The organism is Ruminococcus sp. AM31-15AC (assembly GCF_003462045.1).
Taxonomy (GTDB): domain Bacteria; phylum Bacillota; class Clostridia; order Oscillospirales; family Ruminococcaceae; genus Hominimerdicola; species Hominimerdicola aceti.
The window spans coordinates 1-25,142 of the sequence record NZ_QTYG01000011.1 but is presented as its reverse complement, the minus strand read 5'-3'; the positions used below and the strand labels follow the sequence as shown (position 1 = coordinate 25,142).

The following is a 25,142-nucleotide window of genomic DNA, read 5'->3' as shown; positions in this document are numbered from 1 at the left end:
ATATTTGTATCTGAAAGAGGCAGCTTATGAATGATCGGCAGCTAAAGGAACTTATACTGGCGGCTAAGGGTAAGCTGCCTTTTGATATTTATTTTTACAACGCAAGGATAGTTGACGTTTACAGAGAACGGATAATAGACAGCGGCTCGGTGGGGATAAAAAACGGCATTATCGACGCAGTTTGCCCTGACTTTGAGCCTAGAGCAGCAGAGTTTATTGATTGCAGAGGAATGTATCTTGCACCTTCTTTTATCGACGCTCATATGCACGTAGAGTCCTCAAAGCTCACACCTTTTGCATACTGCGAGGGCGCAGTGCCACACGGAACGGGCTGTGTATTCTTTGACCCTATGCAGATGTCGAATACTTTTGGTCTTAAAGGCATAAAAGCTATATGCGAAATGCTTGGGGAAATGCCCATAGAGAGCTTTTTGCAGCTTTCTTCGCAGTATCTTTCCACCCTGAAAACGCAAGACGATATCACCAATGTTATCAAAGAGTGCAGGGCGAAAACTGTGGGTGAGATAAGCGGTGCTGTGGTGGATAATGAGGAGATAATAAAGCTTCTCGGTGCGGCAAAAAGGGCAGGTGTAAAGGTGAACGGTCACTGTCCGTCAATGGGATATGGTAATGTTCAGCAAGCGGCTTGCGCCGGGCTTTGTGACGACCATGAGTGCGAAAGCATAAGCGACCTTGAGCAGCGGCTAGCCTGCGGAATGGCGGTGTTGGTAAGAGAGGGAACTATAGAGCCGAACTGCCGAACTCTTTGCGAGGGGATAGTAAAAAATCATATCCCTACGGACAATATAATGTTCTGCACTGATGACAAGTCTGCGGAGGATATAAAGGAAAACGGCTGTATAGATAATGCTCTGCGCATTGCAGTGAAATGCGGTATTTCCCCTGTGTCAGCGATAAAAATGGCAACTCTCAACGTCGCAAGGCATTATGGTGTTGATGATATCATAGGTTCTGTTGCTCCCTCAAGAAAGGCAAATTTTCTGCTTATGGATAGCCTTGAAAATATGACAGTGAAAAAGGTCTATCACCAGGGCAGGCTTGTGGCTGAAAACGGCGAGTTTCTTTGCAGGCATGAGTTTGACATAACTTGCTATCCTGAGCTTAAAAACACTGTGATATTGCCCAGAGGGCTTGACAGCCATTCTTTTGAGATAAAAGCAGGCTTTGAGAGGGGCTATGTTACTGCAAATGCAATTGAAATGCCCGAGGGTGGCATAGTCACAAGGCTTGTAAAAGGCAGGCTTGAAGTCAGCAACGGCATTGTATGCGGTGATACAAAAGCCGATATTCTGCCCATATTCGTTGTGGAGCGTTTCGGCAGGAGTGGTGAGATAGGCAGTGGCTTTATAAAAGGTCTTGGCATTAAAAGGGGAGCTGTTGCCGCAAGCTTTGCTCAGGAGAGCAATAATGTCGTTGTATCGGGCGTTGACCCTGTGGATATGCTTTGCGCTGTGAAAGCTGTTGAAGCGAACGGCGGCGGTGCGGCTATGGCTATTGACGGCAAGGTGGCAGGATTTTACTCACTTCCAGTGGCAGGCATACTAAGCGGTGAAAACATCACAGACGAGATAAAGGCACAGAAAGCTTTCAGAGAAGCCCTTGCCCTCACAGGCGGAAACATACAGCGTATGACGGTGGTGCTTACAGTGTCGCTGTGTCAGACTATCCCAGAGGTGGGGCTGACGGAAAAAGGGCTTTTTGACGTAAACCAGCAAAGATACATACCCACATTCACAGGCGGTGAAGAATTTGAAGAATAAGCCGGAAAATGTAATAATGACAGAGGGCGACCCTAAGAAAATAATATTCCGATTTGCACAGCCTCTTATATTTGCAAACCTTTTTCAGCAGCTTTACAACACCATGGACACCATAATAGTAGGCAAGATAAATGGTGACGAAGCTCTTGCGGCGGTGGGAGTTTCCTTTGCAGTGACAATGGTCATGATAGCCGTTGCAACTGGTACGGGCATAGGAACATCGGTGCTTATAGCGAAATACTGCGGTGCCGGGAACAAGTCGAAGGTCAAGACGTGCATTTCTACGGTGCTGATATTTTCACTTATGGTCGCAGCGTTGATAGCGGTTCTTGGGGTGGTGCTTAGTATGCCGCTTTTAAGACTTCTGAAAACGCCGCAGAATATCATAAATGACGCTGCTGACTATCTGCGGATATATTCCTTAGGTATGCCGTTTATGTTTCTTTACAACGTGCAAGCGTCGGTATTTAGTGCCCTTGGCAACTCAAAGACGCCTTTTCATCTGCTTGTGATGTCCTCTTTGCTGAACATAGGGCTTGACCTTTTGTTTGTAGGGGGATTTTCCATGGGCGTTTCAGGTGCGGCATGGGCGACTTTCATTGCTCAGGGAGTATCGGCAGTGATATCGTTTCTGCTTCTTACTTACAAGGTATACATAAAAGACCATGAAAGAGCAGAGTTCAGCTTCTTTTCGGTGGCAGTGTTAAAAGAGATGTCGTCCTATGCGGCAGTATCGGTGATACAGCAGTCAGTGGTGTCGGTGGGGATGTTAATAGTGCAGTCTGCCGTCAATCCCTTTGGCTCGGACGTGCTTGCAGGGTACACGGCGGCTTCAAAGATAGACTCCTTTGCGATAATGCCGTTCATAGCTTGCGGAAATGCGGTATCCACCTACACAGCACAAAATCTTGGGGCAGGCAAAAAAGAGCGTATCAGAGAGGGCTACAAGGCGAGCGTGCTGTTATGCGCAGGCATAGCGGTGATAGAATTTGCAGTGATAATGCTTCTCAGGCGGCGATTCTTAGGCTTTTTTATGGACTTGTCAAGCTCCTCAGCTTCCGCCATAGAAACAGGCATGGGCTACATGACAGACCTTGCGTTTTGTTATATAATAATGGGAATAAATTCAAGCTTTAACGGAATGTTAAGGGGGCTTGGGTGTTTGAAGCTGTTTTTATCCGGAAGCATAATAAATCTCACGTTCCGAATTATTTTCACCTACGCTCTAGTATCGGTCATAGGCGTATCAGCAGTATGGCTGTCAATGCCGGCAGGCTGGGTTCTGAGTTTTATTTACGGGAGAGTGGGGTATAGAATCATGTGCAAGAAGAAAGATAGTGCAGGGATAAGCGATATATAATAGGTAAAGCATTAGCTTCCGAGCAGTTGTCAGCGGCTGTTTGGAAGCTGTTTTTATTGTAAAACAAAAAAACTTGCAAACCCTTGTAAATAAAGGATTTGCAAGCTTTCTAACTTGGTGCGGCAAACGGGACTTGAACACTCAAGTCTTTCGAGGAAATAAGTGACAAAAAGAGGGAGAGAAAATCATGGGCAATGCGTTGGTTTTGAATAAGGACTTCAAAATAGTCATGTCAAACAGCATGGTCAAGGGCAAGCAGGATGTGTTGACACTGTGGCAGCATAAGATTTTTCGACTGTTAATCTCACAGATAAAGCCTTCAGACAAGGGTCTGGAAACATACACTTGCAAGATAACGGACCTTGCGGAGTATCTCGGAATGAAGCCTAAGTCCATGTATGGCGATATTAATGAGCTTACGGATAAGCTTATGCAGGCTTTTATCAAGATCAATACAGGTGACAAGGGAAATCGTGAAAATTGGTTAAAAATCAACCTTATTTCTTCCTGCTCATGCAACAATGGAATACTTACGATCAGGCTTAACGATGACGTTAAGCCTTTCGTTTTGCAACAAAAAGGATTCTATACGCAGTATGAGATAGGCAGTATCCTGAATTTCAAATCTGTCTATGCCATCAGGCTCTATGAGATATTGCTTTCCGACTTCAAAGCGAGTTTCTTTTCAAGGCACAAGTTTGAGTATTCTATTGAACGGCTCAGACAGCTTGTAGGCTGTGAGGATAAGCTTTTAAAATTCAGCCAGTTAAAGGAAAAGTGTCTTAACAAAGCTATTTTTGAAATAAACAACACTGATACATCAGAGTTCACGCTGACAGCCAAGTATCACAAGAATGGAAGAGCAGTTGAGGGAGTTTCATTCATTCTTCTCGGCAGAAGCGAATGTTTTCTGCCGTGTGATGATTACTATGATATTATCGCAACAAGCACAGAATGGAATGAAAGTTGGGCTGAACCTGACGCCCCGATTTAAAAACCACCTTTTCCTAACGAGGTGGTTTTTAAAGTTAGGAAAAAGTGGCTCTAAAACATAAAGGTGTGTTGAAAGTTAGGGAAAAGTGGTCGATTGATTAGGGAAAGGTGGCTTTTGATGTTGAAAGTTAGGAAAAGGTGGTCGAACGGTTAGGAAAAGGTGGCTTTTCGTTAGGAAAAAGTGGTTTCTCGTTAGGGAAAAGTGGTCGATTGGTTAGGAAAAGGTGGTCGAACGGTTAGGAAAAAGTGGTTTTTAAACGCTTGAAATGGCGTATCTACGCTGTTTGCGACCTCCCTAAGTATATATAAGTATATATAAGTAATTAAAGTATCTTAAAGTATATAAGTAGCGGATCGATAACGATGAAAAAAGCAACATGAAAATTGTCACTAACCTTGTCGGTGATGATTTTGATGATGTTTTCATCATCATGGCATAGAACAGGGTAGCTCCCTGACAGGCAGATTTAGTGTTCTTCATCTGCCTTTTCTATGCTTTTTTAGATTATTATGAAGAACACAAGATATCTGAAAGGACGATGTTTATGAAGAACACAAAAATTATTGCAGTAGCTAATCAGAAAGGTGGAGTTGCAAAGACTACCACAGCTATCAACACAGGTGTTGCACTTGCTATCAGGGGACGCAAGGTCCTGCTTATCGACTTTGACCCACAGGAGTCACTGTCACAGTTCTTTGGCTGTTATGCGGCTGAAAAGAATATTGCAGGACTGATGTATAACGTTGTCAACAAGCGTGATTGCAATATCTCAGATTATATCGTACATAATGATGTCAACAAAATCGACTTCATACCCTCAGAGCTTAACGCCATGAACAAGCTTGAGAAAGACCTCATTTCGGTAAGGTCTAAGGAAACAGTGTTGAAAAGAGCGTTTGCAAAGGGCAAGGAAATCATAGAGAACTATGACTACGTTATAATTGATTGCCTTGCAAGCCTTAATGTCATGCTTGACAATGCTCTGACTGCCGCAGACCATGTGCTTATACCTTGTCAGGCTTCGCCTATGTCTTTTGGGGCTTTGCCCAATTTGATACTTCAGGTAAAGGAAATTCAGGAAGAACTGAATGACAGCCTTAGCGTTCTTGGAATTGTTACAACAATGTACAGCAGAACTAATATCTGCAAAAATACAAAAGAAATGATTGACAATACCTACGGTGAGTTGGTATTCAAAACATACATAGAGCAAATGTCGGCTGTAGCTGAGTCACCGATGAAAGAAAAAGCTGTGGTGCTGAGTTCAGCACAGCGTAACAGGGTGTCAGCCCAGTACAAGGAACTTGCAGCAGAAATTGAGGAAAGGGTGTGAGCATATGAAATTTGATAAGATACTAGCAACATCTCAGAGCCGTACAAAAGCTCCGACAGAAGATACTGTTATCGAGGAAAGCAGAATAGTCAAAGATAATGCGGAGATACCGCTCACGGATATAGAGTTCTATAGCGACAATAATGTTGCACAGCCTTTTAACATTGACGAAGAAGAACTGAACAGACTAACAGAGTCTATCAAGAGCATGGGACAGCTTACGCCTGCCACTGTCAGAGAGCTTGACAGTGGAAAGTATGAGTTGCTCTCAGGTCATAAGAGATACATTGCACTCCAGAAACTTGAAAAGAAAACTATCCTTTGCCGTGTTTGTGATTTTAATGACAAAGAAGCTTTTAAGGCTGTTTGTCACGCAAATATACAGCGTAAAGGTGAGAAGCCTACAGAAATATGTAATATGTTCAATGGATACAGACAGCGTTTCGGTGAGGATATGTCTGTAACGGAAATGTCAACGTTTTTTGGAATTTCACCAAAAACGTTATATCGGTGTATTCATATCAATAATCTTATTGACGAGCTTAAGCCGTTGGTCGATACTGGTATGCTGTCGATACACGCTGTTGAGATAATAGACGCTCTGAATGATGAACAGCAGAAAGTGCTTTTTAGCTATCTAAAAAAGGTAGAAAAAGCTTTGACACCAAAGGCGGCAAAACAGGTTATTGAGCTTGCGGATCAAAACAAAGACTTTACAGTTGATGATATCGACAAGGCTCTTAATCCGCCAAAGACTAAAAAGGTCTATAAAAGCTCTGTTTATAACACAATATATAGCGTTGAACCTTTGCTCATTCAAGGAATGACTGAGCAAGAGTTGGACGAGCTTGTATATAAGTTATTAAAACAGCATATAACCGAACAGCAGGAGGGCGGTAACGAAGTTGCTAAGCCTGTTAGGTGGGACGGCAAATCAATGCAAGCAGAGGTCGATACTGCTGTGATAAGAATATCGAGAAAGTATGATATCAGACGTATGCTTGAAAGAAATGTATCGGCATTTGATATTGCTACACAGTTGAGAAATCATTGCTTTAATATGTCATATGGAAAAGTTAGTATGTCTGGAACACCTGACGGAGAGTACACTATCTTCTGCGGTGATACAATGCTGATTAAATTCACCAATCGTATACTCAATGTCAATGGTGCAACAAGACTGGAACTGACATGGCGTCAGGTAGCCGATGAACTTATAAAACTCACAGAATTGTCCATGGACAATCTGAAATCTGAATAAGGGAGATTAAAATAATGAAGAACGAATTTAATTTTGCAGACAATATCGACAAAACAAAGATAACTCTGATAAGGCACTACATGGCGGAAAAGGGCATGGACAGTGCAGACTTTGACGAACAACTCGCAAAAGAAATCAACGAAGCTGTTGAGGTCATGTATAGAAAATACGTCCCTAGAGCTGTACGAGAGCTGTTTGCTCAGGAAGCTTTACGCTGAAAAAAACAGTCGCTCCTGCGGTCAAGAGTGAAGATAGCAGAAAGGAAGTTGAGAACAATGGCTGAACATCATCTCGGAGCAATAGACTTTGAACTTTCTAAGTTCAAGAACAAGTCAAGAATAGAGGGCTACAGAGCCGCATACTTCAAGGACGATGAACATCATAGTGGCTCTATGACGTTCGTTTTTCGTGGACCTTTAGAGCCTGTTGTATATGCAAGATATCCATATGAGGAAGAAATGATGTTTGAGGTCGGCTATATTGGTCTTATCAATGATGAGATAGCTTTCAGACCATATAAGAAGTTGCCGTATGTCGGACGCTATACGGCTGAAAAGGTGACAGAAATGATGAATGAGGACAGCTTTAAGCCTGATCCAAATGAGCTTGGCAAAGTGAGATGTTTTATCCACAAGCAGAAAGAAGTGCTTGCATGGGCGCATGAACTTGGATATACTTGTTCATTCTCTAACGTTGAATATGTCACTGATGTTGACGGAAAGTCAATTCCTACGATATATTCAAGGATAAGACGATGAAAGTCGCTGAGTTGTATCAAGGTTATAGTGGAGAACTTTTTGAAATCCTATCTTTTTCAGATAATGCCGCCTGCATTATATCGGCTAACACTGGCGTTTACTCTGCGGTGGCTAAGCCTTTCATAGACAACTACACAATAGATTGGCGTTTCAAATACGATTTTAAAACACAGGAAAAAGCAATTAAGGCTACAAAGGAGCTTAGGCAAATGTATTTCAATTTTGAAGATAAAAACAGAGTAATGTCGATATCACAAGATATTGACAGTTGTATTGCAAGAAATGCAGACGGCTATCATTATGACCTTAACAGTGCATATGATGAGCTGATAGAGAATAACACGGCATTCGATATTGCCTGCACAATGGCACTCGTTGTAAAGCAACATAATCAGGTCGGACGTGATATGAGATATCACAGCGATGTTGTCGAGTGGGCTAATGATTTTCTGCAAAACAATGATATAGATTTTGAGCAATTCAAACGTCTGCCACTGTGTCATAGCCATGCTATAGTGCTTAATGGCTTTGCAGAAAGGGTAAAGGAGAGATTTGAAAATAACGGACTGAGCGTGACAATAACTAGTGGAATGTCAATGTGATGGCTTTTGTCCATGGACAAAAATCGAATACAAACGTAAGGACACTTGAGTTTCAGGTGTCCTTTTTTTTGTAAAGAAAGGCAGGAAAAAAATGATTTTTTATGATGACGAACACGAGGAACTGTTTAACAAACTCTGCAAGAAAATGCCCTATCTTGACGGCTATCACTTGTCGCTTGCGTATCTTTTGACAATGGACAGTGTTTTGCGTCACCATATTGGCGCACTATACGATGTTAAGAAAGACGTGATTATTTTCGAGGGTTTGAATAAGCCGTTTCAGACAAGCACAAGCTTGAAAACAACACGTCTTGCCTTTAACCTGTGGAACGGCACAGTTTATGACTCCGATCCCCCTGAAACGTATATCGACAAAAATGGAGAGAAAGCATATATACCAAGCAAGTATTATGCGCCCAACAATATCTTTAACTGCAACTACACGCCGTACTACTTCGAAGCAATCAAAATCAGGTACGAGATTTTCATGTAAGTAATGAAAAGGAGGTAATGGTATGAAAGTAAAACACTATCATAAAGAATATGACAGCTACAAGACTGAACGTCAGTGGGCGCTTGAGGGCTTTCTTGTAGCAGAAAATGTAGAAGGCATAGAGCTTTTGCCAAGCAAGCAAAGCAAACAGCCATGTAAGTATTACAAACCTGATGAAGTCAGACCTGCAACGGAGAGTGAGTTGCAGGCTTTTTTCAGCCCGAAAAAGAAAGACGCAGAGAACAGGCAAGGGCATATCGTAAGGCTAGGCTAGAACGTGAGCAGGAAGAACGTGAAAGAGAACTTGAAGAGGCAAAGTGGTGTGCTGTTGAGCCTTACAAGAAAAAAATTGAAGAATTGAGCATGGTGATAAATGCTCTTGACAACGATCCGTCAACAGCCATTGCTATGAACTTTGAAGCAACGGGATATGAATATGAAGATGAATTATTACAACTATCAATCATCAACTTCAAAGGGGATATTCTTTTTAACAGCTATTTTAAACCCAAAAAACACAAAGAGTGGACAGAAACTGAAAAGGAAAACGGAATAACGCCAGAAATGGTTGCTAATGCGCCACAAATATCTGAGATGGCTAAACAAATTGCTGAAATATTTAATAAAGCAGATCTTATTTTGTACAGTAAAAATTATAGTTATTATTGGCTATTTTCATGGAGCAACATTTTAATTCAACCAGAATATCGAAGAGAAGTAAATGTAAATGAAATGATAACTGAAAGTGATAACTTTGAACTTCCAAAGGATAGCCTTGAAAAATGTCAAGCTATTTTGAAAATCTACAAAGAGAAATTGCATTGGGTGGAGGATAAATAATCATGGAAAACAAATATATAGTTTTGGACACTAAAACAACAGGTTTGAACGCAGCAGAGGACGAGCTTCTTCAGGTGTCTATCATTGATAATGAGGGCGCAGTTCTTTTTGATAGCTACATAAAACCCACACAGCATACTGAGTGGGCAGAAGCGGAGCGTATTAATCATATTTCGCCCGATATGGTAGCCGACTCACCGACTATAGAAGAAGTGATTTCCGAGATTAATGATATCTTAAAAAGATATGATAAAATCGTTGGGTACAATGTCAGGTTTGACGCAGATTTTCTAAAGCACAACGGAGCAGAGTTTTTAAAAACAGAATATGCTGACGCAATGAAAATGTTTGCACCGATTTATGGCGAGTGGAATGACCAAAGAGAAAGCTACAAATGGCAGAAACTCACTACAGCCGCAGGCTATTATGGCTATGATTGGTCTAGTCACGAGAACGCCCATAATAGTTTAGGCGATTGTTTTGCCACGCTATATGTGTACAAAAAGCTCACTACCGATACAATGACTATCGAGCGTGTTATTGACGGCAAGAGGGTCGGTATCGAGCTAACGCCTGCGGAGATATCTCAGGCATACTATATCAAAGAGAGTGACGATAGACGGCAGGATATACTCAACGCTTTGGACGAAATGAATAGTCTGAAAATAGGCAACATTGACCTTTCAAAAGATTTTCTCAAAAACAGTACCACTTTTATTGATGACGTTATCTATCGTTACGAGAAAATGGACGATCACCTTGAGGACTACAACATGGCTATAGAAGATGTAGTAGATAACGCTGCTGATGATTATGCTGATAAGCTCGTTTCAAATTATGTACAGAATATGAGTTCATCTGATAAAGAACAGTTTATTGAAAGTGCTGAAATGGCTATGGATTGGAATGATACTTATGAGCCTGCAATTTCAAAGATAGAACATATGGTATATGAAAAACTTATTGATGAGCGTAGGACAGGACACACAAGAGAGTTTTCAACTGAAAACTATAAAATATATCAGTTAAAAGATGGAGAAAAATATCATGGAATAAGATTTGAGCCTTACCATAGGATAGAAGCAATTGACATTAATCTTAATAAGACTGATTATGACCTTGTTTATGAGGGGAAGATTTCTGAGATAAAAGGTAACTCTATCGATGAAAAACTTGAGAATATTTACTCAAAATTCAATAGGTATGAAACAATGCCAGAAACTTTCATGGGTCATTCGTTGTCTATAAGTGATGTTGTGGAGATAGGAAATATGGCATATTATGTTGACAACATTGGATTTAAAAAATTATCTTCTTTTTTAGATAACCAAGAGCAAGATGAAGCTCTTGATATGACAGGTCAGAACAGAGGTTTAGGAAGATAAAGATAGAAAGAGAAAAATAGATATGAGAGAACAGGATATTATAAAGCAATTTCAGGCGTCGGGAAAATCATTTCACGAGTTTTTTGAAGAAAATCAAGACTTAGTAATGACAACCTATACGGACGATATGGATACGCCATATTATAGCAAACATATTGAACGTCATTGGCTGTCTGAAAAAATCTACATAGAACGTAGATTTGGCTCTGATACTTTTGGTGATAGAACTGCCAAAACTGAAGACATCGTTTTAGTTAAGGTTTATGATCCAGATAACACGATAGACAAGATGAGTTGGGAAAAGAGTCTGAAATTGCCTGTCGAAACGAACACCATAGAAAACTATCTTCTTGAAGATTTAAAACCTTCCGAAAGTCCTTTTATACTTTCAACATTTTCCGATTTGTTTGGCGAGAAATACATTAAAGAAGCATATCTCAAAAGTTGTATTCGAGAGGCAGAAGAAGCGTTAGCTGAATTGAGTGCATATGACGAAATCTCCCCTTATGGTGGGCTTGATGTTACAGTTGGAACATTTGAGTCTTATTTGAGAGAAAATCTTGATAATGCTCAGGAAATGGGCTATGCAAGTGTCGGAGAGGCAGCTGTAAAGTGTGTCGAGCTAGGTTTGATAGACGAAAAACGGAGAAAAAATGTTATTAATGAGATTTATGATAGTGCAGAGAGCATTAAGCAGGACTACGAAAAAGGTTTGATGTCAAAAGATGATGTAAAATATCTTGCAAAGCGACACGATCCTGTGGTTGATGAGCCAAAGCGAATCGCTGATAGTCTGTTTGAAATTAAAGAAATGTCAAAAAAGAGAGAGAAGTTGTCAGCGGCAATAAAGCTTTACTCTGCCAAGAGTGAATATTACAAAAATCACGGCAATCTAAAAGAGTTAAAAACTATTGACGATAAAGTTGCGGCTTGCATAGAGTGTAATGATTGTTATTCTAAGCATATTGAAGAAACATATAACAGCGTTTTACCATATCTTTCACATACTAATGGTATTCAGTATTTGAAAACTGAAGATATACCTATTTCCATACATATGAATGGAATAAAAGCGGATTTTGATGAACCTAGAATAACTACGGATGCAGATGCAAATCACAAAGTTATTTGGGATTGTGTTTTTTATAAAGTAGAGAAACCTTCCGTGGACGTTCCCTCATTACACGAGTCCATTTACTTCAAGGCGGAAGCGTGTGATGAATTGTATCGGCTTATTGGTGAAGAGCCACCAAAAAGGTATGAAGGTATTCAGGCGGTCAAGTTACCACCTGAAATAGCGAAAAAAGTTGATTTAACCTTAAAATTTATCGACACTGAAGATTACGAGTCAAGTGTTAGGGTTGTAAGCAAGATTGATAAAATCAAAGGCAGAATTAGCTCTGCTGAGGCTGACATGGAAAATTTAAAAGATATAAAGCCTAATCTTTGGAATAAAATTTTTAGACATTCTGAAGTTAAGAAAAGAGAAATCTCATCAGCCAATCTGAGGAATAACAAGATTGAGTTAGAACAAGTATATGATGAATTGAACAAAATAACTCAGAAAATGATGTGTGAAAACTTTGAAGATGATTCAGAAAATCGCACTACCAAGGAAAGCATAGAAATAGATTATCCCGAAGAAAAAAGTTTTGACGAAAACATGGACTTTAATCAGCTATCTTCTTTTTTAGATAATGAAGAGGAAGAACAAGATGAAGTCCTTGACCTCACAAGTAAGTCAGGGAGGTCGCTTTAATGAAACGTGCTGTAAAGCAAATGCTTCCTGTGTATGCCCTGTCTTTCGTGGCAAACTTAGTATCAGCTATAGTTATATTATGCTATGGTATGCCGTATTCAGGACAGTGGGAGTTTTTTATAAGCGAGTAATTTTTGTGATTTTCTCAGTTGTCACCTCATTGTTGATCTGCGTATGGGGGACACAAAGGCTAAAAAAGATAGAAAAAGGAGAATAGATATGACAGAACAGGACGTTAATAATACATTACATAGTTTTGACGTTATCAAGCAACTTCAGACTTCGGGACAGTCCTTTGAAGATTTCTTTGAAGAAAACAAGGACTTTGTTAAAAATGAGTATTCTCACGAGTTTAAGTTTCTCTATTACTCATATTCAACTCACAGAGTTTGGATAACTAATGATTGCTTTCTTGAACATAAAAGAACAATGGACTTTAATGGCTATACGGAAGAAAGTGATGAAGTATATGTCAAAAAGCTTGGCGTTGATGATAACTATGAGTGTTGTACTATCAAGGACGATGACGAGTATATCGCAGGACGTTTAACGCAAAGCGTTTCAAATAATGATATCATCGACTATTTTAAGCATTATGGTGTAAAAGCCGCAGAATTTCCATTTGTTTATTCTCCTTTTTCAGATAAAATCGGTAAGGAGAATTTGAAAAATGCCTACCTTGATACCTGTGAGTGGGAAGTAAAAAAAAGATACAGTGAACAGCAGGATATTCTTGATTTTACACCGATCGATATCGAGCGTAAGACTCGATTTACAATGCTTAAAGAAGAACTTGCCTGCTGCGAACAGGTCGGGTTTGATAGTATTAATCAGGCTCTTTTGGAGTGTGCGAAAAAAAATATCTTTAAGGACGAAATTCTGAAATACGCTGTATTTACTGAAAATGAAATTGAGTCCGTAAAGAATGATTTATCAGAAACTGAGATCGAAGCAATGAAAAGAAGGGCGGATATGGTCAGCATTGCCAAAGAACTTATCAATGAATTTACTGTAATCGAATTTGAAAATGACGCAGATTTTTCTGACCTTTCTCATATACCGATAGCCTACACTACCGATGAGATACTTGAATTTCCGATTAATGTTTTTGTTGACCTCGAAAAAATGAAGTTGGTGAAGCGGTATAATAATAACAGCGAATTTGACAGCGGAGTATATTTTGGAGCAAGTAAAGACAAAATGTATATGATTTTGGGTAATCTTGAATTTGATGAACTGGTGAGCGTCCCTGATTATGTTAGAGAAGAAATTGGAAAAGACGATGCGCTTGACATGACAAATGATAGATCGTTGTCATTATAATTTTTTCTCGAGAGTTTTCCCTGAAAACAAGTTCATAAATGTTTTAATCAATTCAAAAATGCACAATATTTGGTGTGAAAGTTTGGCTATTCTGCCGTTGACGTGTTTTCTTGCTGTATGGTATAATATAAGTGTAGAAAACATATGGGAGGTATAACAATGGTAAAAGATTATAAGTATTATAAAAACTTGCCCGAACTTGATGAAGCGAAGATAGAGAGCCTTATCAGACCGAGCAATGAAGTTGATGATTTTATCAAAAAAGGGGAAGAAAAGCTCAATGACTCTGAGTTTGATAAAAAAACAATGCTTCTTTACACCATTGACGAAATAAAAGATTTTGTCGGTGAGGAGTTTTGGTCGGCTACGGAACAGCCACAGCACATAGCAATGACCGAAGAAGAACGTTGTCTTGAACGAATGAAAGCATACTATGATAAGATTTTCAAAGCATACTATAATCAGCTTGACGGCATGGGTGAGAACCATGATTTCAGTGGTTCAAGAAAAGCTTTTTTACGCACATCGAAAAAATTCGAGATACAATTCAAGAATATGCTTTTTGAGATGAAAGTCAGCGAAGAAGATTTTTGGAAAAGGTTTGACCGCAACTCTGAAAGATACTGGCTGTCACTTTACTATCCACTTCTCCATACGCAGAGAGAACTGCCCTCAGAAGAACCGATAGAAATGCTCAGAACACACTATATGTTTTGGATAAACCATATGATAGAGGAGTTTATGAACGATAGATACATCTATTCGCTTAATCTTCAGGCAGGATATTTTAGCTGATTGTCCAAGGACAAACGGTATGATTGACACCATTTATTGAATGTGATATAATTAAGTCGCAAAAATCAAAAGGAGGACCCCACAATGAAAAAAACAAATATAACAAGAACAATAACTTCCCTGCTCGTTGCAGCCGCTATGCTCGGTGTGACAAGCTGCGGACAGTCTGACAATACATCATCAGCCGCTCCAAAAGCGACAACCACTGCTGCTAGTGAAACTACAGAAATGGGAACAGTGACAAGCCTTTCGGCAACAACTACATCACATTCAAGCATAAGTGTATCTTCAAGCAGCTCTGTGACCTCCTCCGCACAGGGCAGCTCAGCTGCATCTGCCACAAGCAAAAGCAGCACTACAACTAAGACAAGCAGCGGTAAGACAGGCGGTCAGCCTGCAAGCAACGGCGGAACAGTAAACAACGGCGGTCAGAGCAACAGCGGAAACACCAGCAACAACGGCTCAGGCAACAACAGCTACAGCAATGACAATAACAACAGCTATCAGCCACAGCAGACGGAACGTCAGACAGAAAGACAGACAGAGCGTCAGACAACGACTAAAAGGCAGACCACAACAACGGCTAAGCCAAAGCCAAAGCCGACTACAACTACAACGGCTAAGCCAAAGTTTGAGCTGACACAGAATGATATAGACAGAGTGGTTAAGGAACTTCAACAATATAGTAATGAAACTTGTGACTTTGACGCTATCTTCTATACCGAGCAGGAAATGTGGGACAACATAGCCACAAGAAATCTTGACAACAGCTCATGGGGAACACCTGACACTGTTTCGCCTGATACTTATTCGTCTTATGATGAACTTTATCGCAAAGTAAAAGGACACATTGATGTTCTATATGACAGAATAGGCAAAGACCAAGCACATATAGTTGTGTATCAGCAATGGCATGGTGACGGCTCAGCTATTAACAGTGACGGCAAGCCTGCATGGGAAATATACCTCCTTTACTGATATATAAATAAAACTGAATAGAGTTTAAAAGCAATTCGATTTTCTTTCGGATTGCTTTTTTTATTGCGGAAATTCAAGTCCTATGGGCTTTTTAGATATATAAAAATTTTTAGGAGGAAAACAAATGAAAAAGAAAAGTCTTTTCAAACGTCTGAGCAGTGTTGCACTTGCATTTCTGCTCAGCTTGTCGGCTCTTACACAAGGCATAACAGCTAGTGCGTTCTCCGACAAAAACCAAGCCACTCAGCAGTGGCTGTCAACATGGAGCTATGATTTCCGTGGCTCAGGTCTGCCAAATGGCTATGATATTGAAACAGGGAAATACAATGACACTCACTTCACTGGATACTTTGCATCAGAAGTGCCGTATTTCACAACATCTGATAACAACTACGCTTACTGCATTAACTTTGATAAGCTGCATAATAGCGGAACAGTTTCAAAGCAGCAGACACTTAATGATTACATGAAAAACGGTCATATTCCTGATGATATGCAGTATCAGATAAAAGAGTTCTGTATTTACAGTTACAAAGGCAAAACTCAGTACGGCTATTCTAAGGACACCGAACTGTGTGCGTCAAGTGTTATGTCACAGGCGGTTTCTGCACGTTTTTTTGATGAAAGCACAACAGGTCTTTCAAATAACGAAACAAAGCTTCTCAACAGCTATTACTACAATGGCAATAATGCTTCTGCTCATCACAGTGACCTTGTCGATTGCTACAAAAAGATGAAGTTTGAAATGCTTTCACACTACAATATTCCTAGTGGTACGTCAAAGGCGTCTTACGGCAAGCCGCTCGACAAAGCTTCATATCCTGCAAAATATGATGTCAAGACAGGCAAGTGGACAGCAAAGCTCAAGCTTGACAGCCTTTCACAGTTCAGCGTTTCAAAGCCGAACTCAGTGACTGTTACACACTCAGGCTCAAATATGACTATCACAGCAGACAATGAGAAAGATTTGAAAAACGTTGTTTTCACGCTCACAAAGACAAAGGGCAAGTATGTTGAACACATAGACGAGTGTTCACCTCTTATCCTTTCGGGCGGCTCTGACGTTCAGGAAATGGTGGTAAGCTGCTACGAGGACAAAGACCCTGTTAAGGCTTATCTGAAAATAACAACACCAATAGGCTCAGCCCACCTTGACAAGAGCTTCACAGATTACTTTGACAACAAGCAGACAGGCACAGCGGATATGTACAAAGCCGTTAAGTTTCAGCTTGCCTGCAAAGTCGGTGACAGCTATAAGTTTGTAAAGGCAACTGGAAAGGACGGAAGCTACAGCTTCACTGACCTCGCTTCACAGGCTACAGACCTTACGCCAAACACCAAGGGTGATATTGATGTAACAGGTCTGCCAGAGGGCGATTATGAGTGGAGAGAAATATCCACGGCAGACGGCTACATGATATCATCAAAGAAAGCTATCACTGTTACCGCTGACAAGACGGCTACAACGGAGTTTGTAAACAAGGCTTCTGCTCCTGAAAAGGGCAAGATAACCATTCATAAGCGTGACGCTGAAACAAGAGCTGACCTTGAGGGCGCAAAGTTTGAAGTGGCAGCAGCCGAGGATATATTCGTTGGCAATGGCTATTGTATATATCCAAAGGGAACAGTTATCGACACTATAACCACAGGCGCAGACGGCATAGCTGAAACAACAAAGGCTATCTACAAAGGCTACAGCTACACAGTGACAGAAATTGAAGCACCAAAGGGCTATTCAATTTCTGATGAGCCAACACAGACTATCAAGCTTGTTGAACAGCAGGCTGAGTTCGTTGTAGATTTTGAAAACGAGCAAAACACTATTCCTTTTGAGATAACAAAGACTGACATTTCAACAGGAGAGCTTATCCCTGATTGCACCTTTGAAATTCTTAATGAAAATAAAGAACAGGTCATAACTGGCACAACGGACGAGAACGGCATTGCACATTTTCAGCTTGCTATAGGCAAATATTTCTACAGAGAGATATCAGCACCAGATATCTATGAAATTGATGATAATCCTTATCCGTTTGAAATAACTGAAAACGATGATATCGTCAAGGCTGAAATGACAAACAAGAAGAAAAGTGGTTCTATTAAGGTCACAAAGACAACAACAGGTAATCTCAATATCGAGGGCATTAAGTTCTTTGCAACAGGAATTTCTGATACAAACAAGGACTTGAAGTTTGAAGCGACAACAAACGAAAATGGCGTAGCAATGTTCGATAAGCTTGTTATCGGCAAGTATGTCATCACAGAGGACGGCTCAACAGTTCCTGCGGCTTACCTTGTAGCTGACGAACAGGAAGTAACAGTTGAATACAACGAAACAGCAGAAGTCAAGGTCACTAACGAGGAAAAGACAGGCTCTATCAAGGTTCAGAAAAGAACAGAGGGTCAGAAGAATGTTGAGGGTATCACATTCTACCTCAAGGGTACATCAGACAGTGGACGTGAGATAAACATTCCTGCAACTACCGATAAAGACGGCGTAGCAGTCTTTGAGAACGTACCGATCGGTACATACAGTATCATCGAGGACGAAGAAACAGTGCCATACGGCTATCTCGTAGCTGACGAAAAGGAAGTCAAGGTCGAGTATGCTCAGACAATAGACGCAACGATACTCAACAACGAGCAGACAGGCTCTATCACAGTTCACAAGACTACAGAGGGACAGAAGAATATTGAGGGTATCAAGTTCTATCTCAGAGGTACATCTGACACAGGACGTGAGATTGATATTCCTGCGATAACTGATGAGAACGGCGTAGCAGTTTTTGAGAACGTACCAGTGGGTACATACAAAATTATCGAGGATAAGGAAACAGTTCCATATGGATATCTTGTGGCTGACGAGAAGGAAGTCAAGGTAGAGTATGCTCAGACTATTGATGAAAATATTCTCAATAACGAGCAGACAGGAACAGTTCAAGTACACAAGAAAACAGACGGCATGACGAACATCGAGGGCATTCGTTTTATTCTTTCGGGAGTTTCCGATACTGGCAGAGAGATACGCATTGAAGCCGTCACCGACAAGGACGGACTTGCGAAGTTTGAGGGCGTTCCAGTTGGCACATACACTATCACTGAGGACGGCAGCACAGTACCTTATGGCTATCTTGTTGCCGACTCAAAACAGGTCACTGTTACTTACGCTCAGACAGTGGACGCAGATATGTTCAATGAAAAAGTTCCTGACACGCCAAACACTGGTTCTTCCGACAATGACATTGACGGAAGAACAGTTCTTGGCAGCATTGCGATAATTCTCGCAGGGGCTGCATTTTTTATGTTCAGCAAAAAGAAGAAAGAAAGATAATTGATGCTGTCTGAAAAAGATAGCTAAAGGGGATCAATTTATCTATACATGAAGAAAGCCCCTGCAACAGGGCAGGGGCTGGGGAGGGTAGATTATAAAAGCATACAGTTTTAACGTTTATCAATATCATTAGCAAATTTATAAATGACATTTGTTGGCTCATTAATGGTACATTCAATGTTGAACAAACGAGAATTAGACCACTTTCCTAAAACAGCAACTGGATAACCTGTGAAAGTTCCAAATGTGCCAAATAGATAATCTTTAATCTCTTTTATTTGATTAGTTTCCATATATATGGTGCTATAGAGGTCTATGGTCTTTCCGTATTTTGTAACTGCTTCCGTTTTTAACAAAATAAACCTCTTGGGAAAATCATATTTGATTGTATAACCAACAACCAAACGTAAGCCTGAAAAGCCCTTAAATAAACCTTTACTGCATATATTACGACTATCAACAATTATATCATTTATAGTTGTTTTATTTTCGTAAATTGTATCTAATGAGTTAGTTGTACAAAAATAAAACAAATCTTTGGTTGTATTGATGTAAGTTTTTCGTGAAGCGTTCTGCTTTGGTTGCTTGTTAACGTGAATTGTTGGTGCTTTTTTTATTGGTTTTCTAATATGAGCATAAATATCCTGCAACGAGGATTTAACAATATCATCATTATTAAGATATTTGGTTAAACCCATATCATAAGGACAACCCTGTATGTGTGGAGTACTATGCTTATGACAAAAATGTGCCTTTCTTTCACTGTTTATCCCTTTAATAAAGTATTCTGCTTTACATTGAGAATTAAGGCAAAGAAATGTGTCATTCAAATCGGTGACGTTACTTGCACAAACCACATCGTTATATTTTTTTGAAATAGCGTAAAACATCTTAACATCTCCATTATTAAAATCAAGAGGACGAACATTATGAATACATTTAAAGAATTAGAAAATTACTATAAAAGTAAGAGCTACTTGACATATCATGCGGCTAATGAGCATGAACAACTGCTGTTATTTTATCCAAATTATAAAAGCACAAAGATATACGTCATACATAAAAGTGATGACTCTAAGTGGTTTGACCTTGGTTGTCTTGAAAAAGGCGCTGATGAAAAGCTCAGTGTTCCGTTTTATGACGGCTGTGATAACAAGTTTGATGAAATGATAGCGAAAATGAAAGGCGTAGATAAGGCAGCTGAGGACTACAGGTTTACAATCTTTTATGACCCCGACACGGATACTTATTGGGTAGACAATTCATTAGAGCTGTTTTTTGAAAATCAAGAAGATGTTATCGCCAGATATTTAAAAGAAAATAGATATCATTTATCAATAGTATAGCATATATATTCACAAAACGCAAGCATTGTAAATATATGTAACTGTGGGGTTAAAACAAAATGGGCAAAAATAACCATGCACCCATAAATCCAAGGCTACTGATATTCCTACTGTTTATCAACTCATTAATGCTTGGATTTATTAAAGTGTATTTTAAAAGCAATACACTTCTTAAGACAAAAGTCGTTGTCATATGGCTTTTGATAAAAGCGGTTATTATACTTTTTAATGTAGGCTACATTAAGAAGAACATATACAATATGACACACAATAAAGAATACCCGACAAGTTCTATTGCAGTGATACGCAACACTCATTTGATGAGCTGCATATGTACTTTTGTGGCGTTCCTTATTATAAAAGTTTGATAGGAGCTGATAAGAATGGTAAAAGTAAGCATTGAGGGTTTGTTCGAGGAAGTAGAAATGTTTGTAGAAAAGCTTGAAGAGGATGGATATGAGATTTATCAGGAAGAAGAAGGATTTTGTTTGAACCGCTATTCACCGTATATCTGTCGACATATAGGAATAATACTTGATGAGGATGAAGACGATGATGAAAGCTATGGAGATTTTTAGAAAGCACCGCAGAAATCACTATAGTGGCATGGGACAGTGTTTTTCATTGATAGAGCAACAGCTCTGTACAGAGGACTTGATAATCCATGACCCTAAGTCTAGTATCATAGAGGTGACGAAGGGGAAGATTTTGGTAGAGAAATAATGAAAGAGTTAGAAAAATTTATAATATTTGAGCCACTTGTAATTATCGAAATCATTTTGATTAATATCGATATTGATGTTACAAAGCCATTTGGCTTTGTGTTCAAAATCGTACTTTTTATATTAATTTTCTTGCTTTTTATTGCCATAATCACACTGTTCATAAGGGTTGTGTATTTTAATGACGATAGCAAAAAAGTTGATAATAAGGTACACAGGAGCGTTACTTATAAATTAGCAAAGAAAAATTCAGAGAAAACTAAAAAAAGATAAAGAGGAGTAAAAACAATGAGATTTTTCAAAAAACATTTCTTCTCAAAGCTTGCAAAACTGCACAAAAGGAATAACGATAGACCACAGATGTATAACCTAAATGGAATATCTTCTGACGGAAAAGTTGTGGAGTTCCCGTATATTTCTGCTGATAAATGTGGAGTAATCAATATAAAAGGACTTCCTATTGGAACATATAAGTTCACCGAAGTTATAAATGACACACAACAATAATAATCGCAAACACGAGCGTGTGAAGAATTTCATACGCTCTTTTATTATATAAAAATTATGGAGAATATTCAAATGAAAAAGCTAATCAAGCGTAATTTCTACAACATCACTTTTATTATCGAAAATGCAGTCAACTCGATAATTGTTGTCAATAACAAAGCAGATTGGTCAACTCCGTCAGAGTATATTAAGGCAAGAATACTACCGATCATGATACTTCCTGCACTTATGGGATTGATCTTTATATTAGCTGAAAAGAGAAAAGAATAATGAGCTTTTCGGCTCTTAAATATTTTTGAAAGAGAGGTCGGTGTGAATGGCAAAAAAGGATAAAGAAAAAATGCTGTTTGCAGGAATACGAAAAGGAATTATAGATACTAACAGAATTTGCAAAGAGGTTGAGATTTATACGGACGGATATAAGCTCTATCTGAAATATGAGCGTAATCCAGATACTTGTGCAGTGTGCGGAGAGCATACACATAGCAGAATACTATGTAACGGCAAACCAGTGTGCAGGCAGTGTATGATGAAAATGAAAAAATGGTCTGAAAACTACCAAACGCAAAAAATTCATCTGTTAGACACAGGCTATGCGTCAGCAGTTTCATTGAGTGGTAATCGTTACTTGGTGTTTATTCCGCAGGATTTAACGGATACTATGTTTAAATCCTATGATAAAAACAAGACACTTGTAGGAGAATTATTTGATGATGAATTCTTGGTTATCAATGACAGAGATGAACAGGATCATAATTGCTATTTCTGTGGCAAGGTTAATGCACCATTTGAAATAGAAAATAAGCATATATGTTATAACTGTGCTAAAGAAATTGCTATAAAGGGGGAGTGTAAAGTGTGATTGAAATAGAACGAAAAATAAGTCAGTTTACTAGCTGTGGAAACCTTGACATCAAGTGCTGCGAAAATTGTGTAAACTATGTTTCAGGTTTATGTATACTGAATAATGTCGCAGTGGTGGACGAATATTCTGACTTTGATTGTGATGAGTGGCAGTTGGAGCAGGAGGAAAACTATCAAAAAAGAGGAAGAAGACTATAGGAGGTCTGTATTACAATGAAAATTTCAGTTAGAACAACGCATTATACTAACGATAATAGCCCTCAGTTGAGAGGTTATGCTACAGTAAAGTTTGATGACAGTTATGTGCTTGAGTCAGTTAAAATAATGGAAAGGCAAGACAGTAATGAGATTTTTATTGCATTGCCGTCACTGATGGTTCGTACAAAGGACCAGAACGGAAATTATGTTATCAATGATAAGGGTGAATATGTTAAGGAGTTTAAGGAAGTTTTTCACCCTATCACCGCAGAGAGCCGAAAGGTGCTAAATTCGGCTATAATGGACTCATTCAATAGGAATGATGGCAAGTATACAACAGTGGAGTTCGGTAATGACAGGTTTCAGCCCACTTTGGCAAGAATATTTGAAAGTTCCGTTAAAGATATAGAGGGTGTTGGCTCTGTGATTTTTTCTGACAGTTTTGTGCTTGAAAATGTTCAGGTCAGAAATGGCAAAAGCGGTGAATATTTTGACTCGCCCAAACGTAAGGTCAGAAATGAGAAAAAAACGTCAGGCTATGAGTATGTGGAGTTCTTTCACCCAGTAAAGGCGGAAACCTACAATGAACTTCGTGACAGTGTTGTGAATGGTTTGAATTATACGAGAAATATGAAAAGAATGAACTCATACGATAACAGCAGAGGACAAGACGAAGTGCTTGACATGACATGTGAAAGCAGAGGTCTAGGAAGATAATATAAAAAAAGCCGTTACAAAGCTATACGGCTCTTTTATTGCGCAACAACCCATATAAATGCTACTCTTTTTAGAGAATTGTTTGCGGAGGATTATAAAAAGATGAAAAAATTTAATTTGCAGGAATGGCTCGAATTTCATAAGTTTGCGTCTAATCTATATGCCTATCCATATGATGAACAGCTTCAGATTTACAATATTAACAGAAATGCTACGGCTGTAGCTCCATTTGAGGTATGGAGCAATATTGGACTTCGTATCAATGGTGGTACAAGGTCAATGACCATTTATGACAAAAACGGCATAAAGAAACATTTGTTTGATGTATCTCAAACTAACGGAAAAGATATCAAGCCGTGGAAATACAACGTATCATATAATGAGTATATCTTTGATATGTTGGATAAGATGTACGAAAAGAATGGTAGTGAAACAAGAGCGGATCGTGGCGAGAAAACCTTTCATAATAACATTTATGACTATGTGTTTGAGTCAGTGTATTCACACCCGAAGTCACCAACAGGACAGCTTTCAACGGAATTATGTGAGCTGATCGCAGAAACAGTTACATATACAGTATGCGAAAGATTAAATATCGTTGAAGAACAGTACAAGTACGATTTTTCAAACTTCCCTGTAATCAATGAAAATGCTCAGGAGCTTGTAGGTACTGTTGCGGCAGTCTATGTCAATGCCTTTTGCCGAACTGCAAAACAGCTTGTAAAAACTGTATCACTGGAAGAAGCTCAGGGCAGACAGGCTATGCGTAAGCCAATTGTCAATGATGATATTTCAGAGTTTGAGCAGAAAGTCACAGTTGAAGAAACAACAGTGACAGATAATGCTGATATCGAAACGGAAAATGATATATCTGAAAAAGAAGATGATAGATATGTTGTTGAGTCTGATGATACGGTAGAGCCTGAGCCTGACTACAATGAATTTGTAGAAGTTCCTGAAAAAGCTGAACGTCTGACAATTACCGCTGAGCAACAGGAAACAGTGCTTAAACAGATTTTTCAGGCGGATTATAAAAAAGTTAATAAGCAGGCAGTTATCAAGTTCTATAACATCAACAAGTCAGCTAAGGTGCTTATGCGGTATACCTATGCTGTATATAAAGGTTCACACCCTATCGAGCTTGCTGAAATGCCTGATGTAGTCAAATGGTCTGCGACTTCCAAGGGCGTTGTCTTTGCTGACGCTAATGGAGCGGAACTATACTGTGTAAACTGGCGTACTGCCTGTGGCTATGTTAAGCAGCTCATCAGGGATAACGAGTATGCCATAAGCAACACCATAGAGGCAACATCTGAAAAAGAAGAAAAAGAAACGGAAAAATACCGTGGTAATATTATTTCCGCAAGCACGATGAAACAGCAAAGACTGTATTCAAAGTTTGCCGAGCTGTTTCCTGATTTTCTGACGGACTATAAATATCTCAAGCTTGAAAGCGACTTAGGCTTTATGACTTTGTCCTTGGACAAAATTGGTAGCAATTCTGTAGCAATGGCACATTACTATGAGCAGAATGGCGATTTAATGGTTGACCCTGAAATAGTGTTTGATATTGATAGTAAAAATAAAACACTTACTGCAATTTCATATCAACAGGACGGCATGAGCATATATAAAACGTATGAACCAGACAGTGACGAACAGGATAATTGCAATTCTTTTGTAGATACTTGGTTCAATAATATTTCAACTCAGGCATATAGACCTGTCAGAGCGATAAACATACACGGAAAAGAGATAACATTTGCGAATGTTTTGTCCATGGACAAAAATGAGA

General features: G+C 39.3%; 29 protein-coding genes. 28 read left to right on the top strand and 1 reads right to left on the bottom strand.

Annotation, left to right across the window (positions count from 1 at the left end; all coding sequences use genetic code 11):
• The first annotated feature begins 26 nt into the window (after positions 1–26).
• From DW793_RS04830 to DW793_RS04750, 18 genes are all read left to right on the top strand, one after another.
• On the top strand, positions 27–1,781 hold the full coding sequence (locus DW793_RS04830) for an adenine deaminase C-terminal domain-containing protein (RefSeq protein ID WP_118157236.1): 1,755 nt from the start codon (positions 27–29) through the stop codon (positions 1,779–1,781).
• Positions 1,771–3,141, top strand: a complete 1,371-nt coding sequence (locus DW793_RS04825) for an MATE family efflux transporter (RefSeq protein WP_118157235.1) — start codon at positions 1,771–1,773, stop codon at positions 3,139–3,141. The genes DW793_RS04830 and DW793_RS04825 overlap by 11 nt, the downstream gene beginning before the upstream one ends.
• A 187-nt stretch (positions 3,142–3,328) precedes the next feature.
• Positions 3,329–4,135, top strand: coding sequence for a replication initiation protein (locus DW793_RS04820; RefSeq protein ID WP_118157234.1), 807 nt, complete (start codon positions 3,329–3,331; stop codon positions 4,133–4,135).
• A 544-nt stretch (positions 4,136–4,679) separates the two neighbouring features.
• Complete coding sequence (locus tag DW793_RS04815) at positions 4,680–5,468, top strand: ParA family protein (protein ID WP_118157233.1); 789 nt, start codon at positions 4,680–4,682, stop codon at positions 5,466–5,468.
• A 4-nt stretch (positions 5,469–5,472) separates the two neighbouring features.
• Positions 5,473–6,729: a ParB/RepB/Spo0J family partition protein gene (locus DW793_RS04810; protein ID WP_118157232.1), complete on the top strand. Its 1,257-nt coding sequence runs from the start codon at positions 5,473–5,475 to the stop codon at positions 6,727–6,729.
• Between the two features lie 14 nt (positions 6,730–6,743).
• Positions 6,744–6,947 (top strand): hypothetical protein, encoded by a 204-nt coding sequence (locus DW793_RS04805; RefSeq protein WP_118157231.1) that lies wholly within the window; start codon positions 6,744–6,746, stop codon positions 6,945–6,947.
• Between the two features lie 57 nt (positions 6,948–7,004).
• Entirely contained in the window at positions 7,005–7,487 is a 483-nt protein-coding gene (locus DW793_RS04800) for a hypothetical protein (protein ID WP_118157230.1), read from the top strand.
• The gene (locus tag DW793_RS04795; protein ID WP_118157229.1) at positions 7,484–8,089 is read left to right on the top strand and encodes a hypothetical protein; all 606 of its coding nucleotides are present in this window, start codon (positions 7,484–7,486) and stop codon (positions 8,087–8,089) included. The genes DW793_RS04800 and DW793_RS04795 overlap by 4 nt, the downstream gene beginning before the upstream one ends.
• Positions 8,090–8,180: 91 nt before the next feature.
• Complete coding sequence (locus DW793_RS04790) at positions 8,181–8,582, top strand: DUF6075 family protein (protein WP_118157228.1); 402 nt, start codon at positions 8,181–8,183, stop codon at positions 8,580–8,582.
• A gap of 22 nt (positions 8,583–8,604) precedes the next feature.
• Positions 8,605–8,856: a hypothetical protein gene (locus DW793_RS04785; protein WP_118157227.1), complete on the top strand. Its 252-nt coding sequence runs from the start codon at positions 8,605–8,607 to the stop codon at positions 8,854–8,856.
• 89 nt (positions 8,857–8,945) lie between these two features.
• Positions 8,946–9,422, top strand: a complete 477-nt coding sequence (locus tag DW793_RS04780; protein ID WP_118157226.1) for an exonuclease domain-containing protein — start codon at positions 8,946–8,948, stop codon at positions 9,420–9,422.
• Between the two features lie 2 nt (positions 9,423–9,424).
• Entirely contained in the window at positions 9,425–10,807 is a 1,383-nt protein-coding gene (locus tag DW793_RS04775) for a YodL domain-containing protein (protein ID WP_118157225.1), read from the top strand.
• Positions 10,808–10,829: 22 nt separating this feature from the next.
• Positions 10,830–12,566 (top strand): hypothetical protein, encoded by a 1,737-nt coding sequence (locus tag DW793_RS04770; RefSeq protein ID WP_118157224.1) that lies wholly within the window; start codon positions 10,830–10,832, stop codon positions 12,564–12,566.
• Positions 12,566–12,697, top strand: coding sequence for a hypothetical protein (locus DW793_RS15615; protein WP_290126972.1), 132 nt, complete (start codon positions 12,566–12,568; stop codon positions 12,695–12,697). Before DW793_RS04770 ends, DW793_RS15615 begins: the two co-directional genes overlap by 1 nt.
• Before the next feature lie 88 nt (positions 12,698–12,785).
• Positions 12,786–13,889 carry a hypothetical protein gene (locus tag DW793_RS04765; RefSeq protein ID WP_118157223.1) on the top strand — a complete coding sequence of 368 codons (1,104 nt, stop codon included), beginning with the start codon at positions 12,786–12,788 and terminating at the stop codon, positions 13,887–13,889.
• A gap of 159 nt (positions 13,890–14,048) precedes the next feature.
• Complete coding sequence (locus DW793_RS04760; RefSeq protein ID WP_118157222.1) at positions 14,049–14,684, top strand: hypothetical protein; 636 nt, start codon at positions 14,049–14,051, stop codon at positions 14,682–14,684.
• Positions 14,685–14,768: 84 nt separating this feature from the next.
• Positions 14,769–15,662, top strand: a complete 894-nt coding sequence (locus DW793_RS04755) for a hypothetical protein (protein ID WP_118157221.1) — start codon at positions 14,769–14,771, stop codon at positions 15,660–15,662.
• 124 nt (positions 15,663–15,786) lie between these two features.
• Complete coding sequence (locus DW793_RS04750) at positions 15,787–18,993, top strand: SpaA isopeptide-forming pilin-related protein (RefSeq protein WP_118157220.1); 3,207 nt, start codon at positions 15,787–15,789, stop codon at positions 18,991–18,993.
• Between the two features lie 110 nt (positions 18,994–19,103).
• Here the strand turns inward: DW793_RS04750 and DW793_RS04745 are convergent, their stop codons facing one another.
• Entirely contained in the window at positions 19,104–19,883 is a 780-nt protein-coding gene (locus DW793_RS04745) for a hypothetical protein (protein ID WP_118157219.1), read from the bottom strand.
• A 39-nt stretch (positions 19,884–19,922) separates the two neighbouring features.
• Between DW793_RS04745 and DW793_RS04740 the strand changes: the two genes are divergently transcribed.
• The 10 genes from DW793_RS04740 to DW793_RS04695 form a co-directional block, all read left to right on the top strand.
• A complete protein-coding gene (locus DW793_RS04740; protein ID WP_118157218.1) occupies positions 19,923–20,339 on the top strand; it encodes a hypothetical protein in 417 nt (138 codons plus the stop codon).
• A gap of 383 nt (positions 20,340–20,722) precedes the next feature.
• On the top strand, positions 20,723–20,917 hold the full coding sequence (locus DW793_RS04730; RefSeq protein WP_118157216.1) for a hypothetical protein: 195 nt from the start codon (positions 20,723–20,725) through the stop codon (positions 20,915–20,917).
• The gene (locus DW793_RS14565; RefSeq protein WP_252969670.1) at positions 20,904–21,062 is read left to right on the top strand and encodes a hypothetical protein; all 159 of its coding nucleotides are present in this window, start codon (positions 20,904–20,906) and stop codon (positions 21,060–21,062) included. The genes DW793_RS04730 and DW793_RS14565 overlap by 14 nt, the downstream gene beginning before the upstream one ends.
• Positions 21,062–21,334, top strand: a complete 273-nt coding sequence (locus DW793_RS04725; RefSeq protein WP_118157215.1) for a hypothetical protein — start codon at positions 21,062–21,064, stop codon at positions 21,332–21,334. The genes DW793_RS14565 and DW793_RS04725 overlap by 1 nt, the downstream gene beginning before the upstream one ends.
• Positions 21,335–21,349: 15 nt before the next feature.
• Positions 21,350–21,568 carry a prealbumin-like fold domain-containing protein gene (locus DW793_RS04720; RefSeq protein ID WP_118157214.1) on the top strand — a complete coding sequence of 73 codons (219 nt, stop codon included), beginning with the start codon at positions 21,350–21,352 and terminating at the stop codon, positions 21,566–21,568.
• 72 nt (positions 21,569–21,640) lie between these two features.
• Positions 21,641–21,838, top strand: coding sequence for a hypothetical protein (locus DW793_RS04715; protein WP_118157213.1), 198 nt, complete (start codon positions 21,641–21,643; stop codon positions 21,836–21,838).
• Positions 21,839–21,884: 46 nt separating this feature from the next.
• The gene (locus tag DW793_RS04710) at positions 21,885–22,430 is read left to right on the top strand and encodes a hypothetical protein (RefSeq protein ID WP_118157212.1); all 546 of its coding nucleotides are present in this window, start codon (positions 21,885–21,887) and stop codon (positions 22,428–22,430) included.
• Positions 22,427–22,630, top strand: a complete 204-nt coding sequence (locus tag DW793_RS04705; protein WP_118157211.1) for a hypothetical protein — start codon at positions 22,427–22,429, stop codon at positions 22,628–22,630. The genes DW793_RS04710 and DW793_RS04705 overlap by 4 nt, the downstream gene beginning before the upstream one ends.
• 15 nt (positions 22,631–22,645) lie before the next feature.
• Positions 22,646–23,347, top strand: a complete 702-nt coding sequence (locus DW793_RS04700) for a SpoVG family protein (protein ID WP_118157210.1) — start codon at positions 22,646–22,648, stop codon at positions 23,345–23,347.
• Positions 23,348–23,449: 102 nt separating this feature from the next.
• On the top strand, positions 23,450–25,142 hold a 1,693-nt coding region (locus DW793_RS04695), incomplete at its 3' end, for a DUF6908 domain-containing protein (RefSeq protein ID WP_147342158.1).